General features: G+C 69.3%; 9 protein-coding genes and 1 pseudogene. 8 read left to right on the top strand and 2 right to left on the bottom strand.

The window, feature by feature from the left end; translation table 11 throughout:
- The 8 genes and pseudogenes from Q8M88_RS06595 to Q8M88_RS06560 form a co-directional block, all read left to right on the top strand.
- A pseudogene (locus Q8M88_RS06595) lies at positions 1-812 on the top strand (glutamate-5-semialdehyde dehydrogenase); the annotation flags it as partial.
- 17 nt (positions 813-829) lie between these two features.
- Entirely contained in the window at positions 830-1,480 is a 651-nt protein-coding gene (locus Q8M88_RS06590; protein WP_305595609.1) for a nicotinate-nucleotide adenylyltransferase, read from the top strand.
- A 71-nt stretch (positions 1,481-1,551) separates the two neighbouring features.
- Positions 1,552-1,983: a ribosome silencing factor gene (rsfS, locus tag Q8M88_RS06585; RefSeq protein ID WP_305595607.1), complete on the top strand. Its 432-nt coding sequence runs from the start codon at positions 1,552-1,554 to the stop codon at positions 1,981-1,983.
- On the top strand, positions 1,980-2,444 hold the full coding sequence (gene rlmH / locus Q8M88_RS06580) for a 23S rRNA (pseudouridine(1915)-N(3))-methyltransferase RlmH (protein ID WP_305595605.1): 465 nt from the start codon (positions 1,980-1,982) through the stop codon (positions 2,442-2,444). Before rsfS ends, rlmH begins: the two co-directional genes overlap by 4 nt.
- Before the next feature lie 19 nt (positions 2,445-2,463).
- On the top strand, positions 2,464-3,315 hold the full coding sequence (locus tag Q8M88_RS06575; protein WP_305595603.1) for a murein hydrolase activator EnvC: 852 nt from the start codon (positions 2,464-2,466) through the stop codon (positions 3,313-3,315).
- A gap of 67 nt (positions 3,316-3,382) precedes the next feature.
- On the top strand, positions 3,383-4,783 hold the full coding sequence (locus Q8M88_RS06570; RefSeq protein WP_305595601.1) for a S41 family peptidase: 1,401 nt from the start codon (positions 3,383-3,385) through the stop codon (positions 4,781-4,783).
- Positions 4,784-4,882: 99 nt separating this feature from the next.
- A complete protein-coding gene (locus tag Q8M88_RS06565; RefSeq protein WP_305595600.1) occupies positions 4,883-6,052 on the top strand; it encodes a divergent polysaccharide deacetylase family protein in 1,170 nt (389 codons plus the stop codon).
- On the top strand, positions 6,049-6,543 hold the full coding sequence (locus Q8M88_RS06560) for an RNA pyrophosphohydrolase (RefSeq protein ID WP_305595599.1): 495 nt from the start codon (positions 6,049-6,051) through the stop codon (positions 6,541-6,543). Before Q8M88_RS06565 ends, Q8M88_RS06560 begins: the two co-directional genes overlap by 4 nt.
- Here Q8M88_RS06560 and Q8M88_RS06555 read toward each other — a convergent pair.
- The gene (locus tag Q8M88_RS06555) at positions 6,540-6,713 is read right to left on the bottom strand and encodes a hypothetical protein (protein ID WP_305595597.1); all 174 of its coding nucleotides are present in this window, start codon (positions 6,711-6,713) and stop codon (positions 6,540-6,542) included. The two genes, Q8M88_RS06560 and Q8M88_RS06555, sit on opposite strands and share 4 nt — an antisense overlap.
- A gap of 68 nt (positions 6,714-6,781) precedes the next feature.
- Positions 6,782-7,323, bottom strand: a 542-nt coding sequence (locus Q8M88_RS06550; protein ID WP_305595595.1) for a hypothetical protein, incomplete at its 5' end; no start/stop codon positions are given.

The raw sequence follows: 7,323 nt of genomic DNA, 5'->3' as shown, positions 1-7,323 counted from the left end.
CGATGTTCGGCGACCGGCGCCTGGCGCTGGCCGTGGCCCGCGGCTCCGGTCCCGCCGTCGCGCAGCTGGGGGCCATCGCGCGGCAGGCCGGCACGCCGGTCAGCCTGCACGGCACGGGCGGCGCCTGGATGGTCGCCGACGCGAGCGCGGACGCGGATCGCCTGTTCGCCGCCGCCTATCACTCGCTGGACCGCAAGGTCTGCAACACCCTGAACGTCTGCTGCATCGTCCGCGGGCGGGCCGCCGAGCTGGTCCCGGCTTTCCTGCAGGCGCTTGAACGCGCCGGCGAGCGTCGCGCAGGCTGGAAGCTGCATGTAGCGGCGGGCTCGGAAACCTACCTCCCGGCCGGCTGGCTGGATCGCCGCGGCCCGGTTGTGCGCGCCGAGGGGGTCCGCGAGGAGGCGCTGGTGGAGATCATCGCCGACGCCGACCTCGCCCGCGAGTGGGAATGGGAGGAGACGCCGGAGGTCTCCTTGCGCATCGTCGGCGACCTGGACGAGGCCGTCGCCCTGTTCAACCGCTACAGTCCGCAGTTCACCGCCTCGCTGATCTCCTCGGACGCTGAAGCGCATCAGCGGTTCTACGCGGCGATCAACGCGCCATTCGTCGGCGACGGCTTCACCCGCTGGGTTGATGGCCAGTACGCCCTCGACCGGCCGGAGCTCGGCCTGTCGAATTGGGAGCACGGACGGCTGTTCGCGCGCGGCGCGGTGCTGGCCGGCGACGGCGTGTTCAGCGTGCGCACCCGCGTGCGCCAAACCGATCCCCACCTGGACCGCGCCGGCGCGCCGACGCCCGCGCGCAAGCCCTGAGCGGTAGCGCCGACCCGATGTGGCCCGCCCATCCCGCCGCCCGCGGTCCCGCCGCCGGCCGCCCCAAGGCCCTGCGCCTGGGGTTCACGCTTCAGCCCGGAATGCGCGTTGGCCTCTACGGCGGTTCGTTCAACCCGGCTCACGGCGGCCACGCCCATGTCGCCGAGACCGCGTTGACCCGGCTCGGACTGGATCAGGTGATCTGGCTGGTCTCGCCGCAGAACCCGCTGAAGCCCAGCGACGACATGGCCGGCGCCGCCGAACGCATGGCGTCGGCGCATCGGTGGGCGCGGGGGCCGTCGATGCGCGTCTCCGACGTCGAGCGCCGCCTGGGGTCGGCCTACACGGTCGACACCCTGCGCCGATTGCGGGCGCGCTTTCCGGCGGTGCGTTTCGTCTGGATCATGGGGGCCGACGGCCTGGCGTCCTTCCATCGCTGGAAGGGGTGGGCGGACATCCTGCGCGAGGTTCCCGTGGCCGTCGTGGCCCGCCCAGGGGCGAGCTTGCGGGCCCTGTCGTCGCCGGCGGCCCGGCGCTTCGCTTTCGCGCGACGCAGATCCGCCGCCGCCGCCACCCTGCCGGGCGCCTCGCCCCCCGCCTGGGTGTTCCTGGTTGCGCCGCTGCACTTCGAATCGTCCACTGCGCTGCGCAAAGCCGCCTCCGTGTAAGGCGGATTAACGTGTACGTGATGGCCGGCTGACCCGGCCACCGCGACGTGCTAGGCTCGCGCGTAGCGAGGATGACAAGGAGTAACCCGCTGGACCACGATTCCGCGCCGCGCGCGCAGAAGGATGACGGCCTGTCCGATCCTTCCCATCCCCAGGGCCGCATTCAAGCCCTGGAAGAGCTGATCCTGAGTCGACTTGACGACGACAAGGCGCAGGACGTTGTTTTCATAGACTTGAAGGGCAAGAGCGCCATGGCCGACGGCCTGGTGGTGGCGTCCGGCCGCTCACACCGCCACGTCGGCGCGATGGCCGACCACCTGCTGCGCGCCCTGAAGGAACAGGGCTACGGCAAGGCGCGCGTCGAGGGCATGCCGCATTGCGACTGGGTGCTGATCGACACCGGCGACGTGATCATCCACCTGTTCCGGCCGGAAGTGCGGTCGTTCTACAACATCGAGAAGATCTGGTCGGTGGAGCCGCCGACGCAATCCGTGGCGATGTGAGGGTCACGATCCTCGCCGTCGGCCGCCTGGCCAAGGGCCCGGAAGCCGACCTTGTCCAGACCTACGTCCAGCGCGCCGCCGCGGCGGGACGCTCGCTGGGCCTCTCCCCCGTGGACGCCGTCGAGGTTGAGGCGCGCAAGCCCGGCAAGGCCGCCGAGGCCGAGGTGCTGCGCCCGCACCTGGCCGGCGCCCATGTGATCGCCTGCGACGAGCACGGCGCGGCGCGCACCTCCCGCGCCCTCGCTATCGAGCTTGGACGCCTGCGCGACGAGGGAAACCGGCGCGCGGTGTTCGTGATTGGCGGCGCGGACGGCCTTGAGCCTGGGCTGGTCGAACAGGCCGATGCGACGCTGGCGTTCGGACCGCAGACCTGGCCGCATGCGCTGGCTCGCGTGATGCTGGCCGAGCAGATCTACCGCGCGACCACAATCCTCGCCGGCGGCCCCTACCATCGCGACTGAGGAAGGCCTAATCGAAGGCATGGCCGCCGTCCTGAAGCCCTCCTGCCTTCCCGCGCTGGCGATCGTCGCCACGGCGGCGATCGCGGCCGTGGCCGTCGCCCAACCGAGTGAGCGCGAGCGTCTGGAGCGGCTGAACCTCAAGGAAACGGTGCTTACCGCCGAGCAGGGCCGCAACATGAACCAGCTCTCCAAGCTGCTGTCGGTCCTGGAGCGCATCCGGCGCGACCCGCCGCCAGCGCTGCTGGTCAGCCCCGGCGACGCGCGCAACGCCGTGCGCGCCGCGATCCTGGTCAAGGCGATGACGCCTGAACTGCAGAAGCGCGCCCAGACCTACGCCGCCGAGGCCGGCGAGATCGCCCGTCTGCGCCGCCTGGCTGCGGTTCAGAGCGAGGCGCTGTTCACCGCCGAGAGCGAGCTGGCCGAACGCCCTGCCGGACTGCGGGGGGCGGTGACGCCTGGTGAAAAGCCGCAGGTGATGCCGGTTCTGCCGCCGACCATGCTGTCGATCCCGACTCCCGGGCCTATGAAACATGCATTCGGTGATCGTCTCGCGGGCGGTCTCAGCAACGGACTGACCCTCGACGCCCAACCGAACGCCATGGTCCGCAGCCCGGGCGACGGCCTCGTGCAATATGTAGGGCCGGTGAAGGGCTGGGGCGTTATATTGATATTGAGACTGTCGGGCGGATACCATCTGGTGCTGGCGGGTTTGGAACGGACGTCCGTTGACGTCGGACAATCCGTCGCGGCCGGAACGCCTGTCGGTTGGATGCCCGATGGAAGACAATCGGACTCGGAGCTCTATCTTGAGGTTCGGGATCAGGGCGCGCCCGTAGATCCGGCGCGTTGGTTGAAGATCGGGGCGCGTTAGCCTCGGGGTTGATTGGGGCCCGGACTGTTAAGCGGCTGTAGCTGCAAGGGAGCCTGACGGCAGGCGTATGAGAAAGTATCTTCTGATCGGCGCGTCCGCATTCGTCCTGGGCGCAGGCGCAATGGCCTATGTGAGCCAGCAAGCCCTGGCCGCGGCCCAGCCCAAGGCCAAGACCTACCGGATGCTCGGCCTGTTCGGCGACGTGCTGGACACCGTCGAGCGCCAGTATGTGTCCGAGGTGGACGACACCAAGCTGATCGAGTCGGCCATCGACGGCATGCTGACCTCGCTCGACCCGCACTCGGGCTATCTGAGCCCCGACAGTTTCGACGACATGCGCGATCAGACGCGCGGCGAGTACGGCGGCCTCGGCATCGAGGTCACCAGCGAAGACGGCGTGGTCAAGGTGATCTCGCCGATGGACGGCACGCCGGCGGCGCTGGCTGGCATCAAGGCCGGCGACTACATCACCGCGGTGGACGGCGCGAGCGTGCTCGGCATGTCGGTCACCGACGCGGTCAAGCAGATGCGCGGCAAGGCGGGCGAGCCTGTCGTGCTGACCATCGCGCGCGAAAAGTCCGACCCGTTCGACGTCAAGATCGTGCGCGAGGTGATCAAGCCCAAGTCGGTCACCGCCCGGATGGAGGGCGAGTACGGCTATCTGCGGATCGGCTCGTTCAACGAGAAGACCACCGACGAGACCGAAGCGGCGTTCGCCGACCTGAAGGCCAAGAACCCGAAGATGAAGGGGTTGGTGCTCGACCTGCGCAACAACCCCGGCGGCCTGCTCGACCAGGCGGTCGGCGTCTCCGACCTGTTCCTCGACGGCGGCGAGATCGTCTCGCAGCGTGGACGCGATCCTCGCGATGTCGAACGCTATAACGCCCGTCCTGGCGAGATCACCAACGGCCTGCCGATGGTGGTGGTGATAAACTCCGGTTCGGCCTCCGCCGCAGAGATCGTCGCCGGCGCCCTTCAGGACCGCAAGCGCGCCGAGGTCGTCGGCCTGACCAGCTTCGGCAAGGGTTCGGTGCAGACCGTGATTCCGCTGCGCGGCGGAATGGATGGCGCGCTGAAGCTGACCACGGCGCGCTACTACACGCCGTCTGGCCGCTCGATCCAGAAGACCGGTATCGACCCCGACCTGGAAGTGGCGTCGAGCCGCGAAGAGGCCCAGGCCATCGCCAACAAGGTGTTCCAGTTCAGCGAAGCCTCGTTCCGCAATGCGCTGAACGCCGATGAAGGCAAGATTCGCCGCGGCGCGCACGAGCCCGCCGAGGCGCCCCCGGCCGACTTCGACGCCAAGAAGGACTTCCAGCTCACCCGGGCCAAGGACGTGTTGCGCTTCGGCTCGGTCGCGGCGACGCCGAAGCTGCCGAAGCCCACCGCCAAGCTCGCCGAAGTGGTGACAGGAGCCCGTGTGGCCGTAGCCAAGCCCCCCGCCGCCAAGGACGCGATCGCCAAATAGGTCGGCCCGACAGGTCCAAGTGACGCAGCCGCAGTGCGACGGACGGGTTAAGCCCTTCGTTAACCATATTGACGGACCTTCCGCTCGGAGGCGTTCATCGTGCCGAGCTTTTCGAAGAAGTCCCTGAACCCGCAGCCTGCGGAACCGGCCCGTCGTCTCGACGCGGCGGCGATCGCGCGCACCGCCATCGCCAATCCCTACATGAGCGCGGGTGGCGCGGCGTTTCTGTTGCTGCTGACCATCGTCACCATGATCGCCGTCGGCGGCGACCCCAAGGCCGGCCAACCCAGCGTCCGGATCTCGCTGGCGCGGGTGGCGGGCCCGCTGGCCCCTCCCGGCTGGCGCGAAGCCCTGGCGCCCGAGCGCGCCGGCGACCCGTTGGTCAGCGAGGCGGTCTTCCAGCTTTCTCCGACCCCGTTGGAGCCGCAATGGAACGGTGGCGGCGAGGCGGTCATCACCTTGCCCGGCCAAAGCGCCAGCTTCGCGGCCGGCGACCCGCTGCCGACCGCGCCGATCGCCGGCCTCAGTGGTCCTGGGCCGTCCGGCCCACTGCCGATCATCGGCGCCGACGGCCGCACGCCGTTCGAAGGCTACGCCCGTCCGTTCACCCCCAATGGCCGCCCCAAGGTCTCGCTGATCATCGGCGGCCTGGGGTTGAACGCCAAGGCCACCCGCCAGGCCATCGAGGGCCTTGCGCCTGAGATCACCCTGTCCTTCGTGCCTTACGCCGAAGGCCTGCAGGGCTGGATCGACCTCGCCCGCGCCCACGGCCACGAAGTGCTGCTGGAGGCGCCGATGGAGCCGACCGACTATCCGGACAACGACCCCGGCCCCTATACGCTGATGACCACCGCGCCGGCGGCCGAGACGGTGAAGAAGCTGGAGTGGGTGCTGTCGCGCGCCACCGGCTACTTCGGCGTCACCAACTATCTGGGCTCGCGGTTCATGACCTCCGATCCGGCTCTGGCGGGATTCACCGCGGCGCTGTCGGCCAGGGGGCTGGCCTTCATCGACGATGGACAGGCGGCGCGCCGCGCCGGCGGCCTGCCGCGGGCGTCCGCCGACCGCATCGTCGACAACCAGCTCTCGGAAGCCGCCGTCGACCAGCAGCTCGCCGCCCTTGAGACCTCCGCCCAGCAGCATGGGCAGGCGCTCGGTTCTGGCTTCGCCTATCCCGTCACCCTGACCCAGGTCGCACGGTGGTCGGAGAGCGTCGAACAGCGCGGTTACCAGCTCACCCCGGCGTCCGCTCTGGCGACGCGCCGGTGAAGGACCTCTCGCAGTACCGGCCGAACGTCGGTGTCGTGCTGTTCAACGGAACTGGGAACGTCTGGCTCGGTCGGCGGGCGAACACGCCCGGTCCCTACAACTGGCAGTTCCCGCAGGGCGGCATCGACGACGGCGAGGACATCGCCGCCGCGGCCTTGCGCGAACTGGAGGAGGAGACCGGCGTCCACTCGGTCACTCGGCTGGGCCGCACCGACGGCTGGCTCACCTACGACTTCCCCGCCGACCACCAGGGCGCCAAGCAGATGCGCGGCTGGAGGGGCCAACGGCAGGTGTGGTTCGCCCTACGGTTCGACGGCGCCGACAGCGAAGTGAACCTGACCGGCCACGGGCATCCGGAATTCGACGCCTGGCGTTGGGGCTTCCTTGAAGAGGCGCCGGCGCTCGTCGTGCCGTTCAAACGGGCGGCGTACGAATCGGTCGTCGAGGCGTTCCTGCCGTTCGCGGCGCGCCAGCCGACGACGAGCGCCTAGCGCCTCTTGATAGCGAGCCGCACGAGGCCGATGACGGCGACGAGCGCCCAGACGCTCTCCATCACCACGGCCGACAGGTTGAAGTCGCTGGCCAGCGAATAGAGGATCAGGCCCGCGCCGACGAAGTTCGCCACGAGCGCCGGCGCGCGCTGGGGATCAAGTCGGCCCAACGCCGCGCCTCCGTAAGCGAAAAGGACCAGCAGGACCCCTATGAGTCCTGCGAGATCGCTCGCTCCGATCAGAACTTCCGCTCGCTGTAGAGCAGGGTCGCCTGGTCGTACTTGCCATTCAGAGCCGCTCCGTCGGGGCTCTTAAGCTGGACGAACACCAGGCCGGTGGATTCCTTGTCGGTGAAGTACTCCCACGACAGGGTGATGCGCTTGATGTTGTCTGGACCGACCATGAAGTCGTTGCGCTGCAGCTTCAGCTCGGGGTCCTGCAGGAAGGCGTAGATGTTCAGCGAGGTGATGATCGGCTGCTCGGCGCCGAGCGCGTAACGCAGGGCGATCTCGCAGACGTTGCGGTTGGAGCCTTGCGGCTGGATCGTCGCCGTGTAGGCCCGGTCGCCGGAGAGCGTGATGGCGTAGGCGCCGCCACGGGCCTTCTTCATGCCGGCGCTCTTGGCGAGCTGATCGAAATTGCCGCCCTTGACCAGGGGCACGCAGACGCTCTGGAGCAGCGTGGTCACTGTGGCGCCGTCGCCGGTGGTCGGCAGGGTCGGAACAGCGCCCGCGGAGTCCGCGGAGGCCGGCGCGGCGCTGGGCGCGCTGGCGGTGGCGC

Source organism: Phenylobacterium sp. (genome assembly GCF_030693805.1).
Lineage (GTDB): Bacteria > Pseudomonadota > Alphaproteobacteria > Caulobacterales > Caulobacteraceae > Phenylobacterium.
This window is presented reverse-complemented; position numbering and strand designations above follow the sequence as displayed.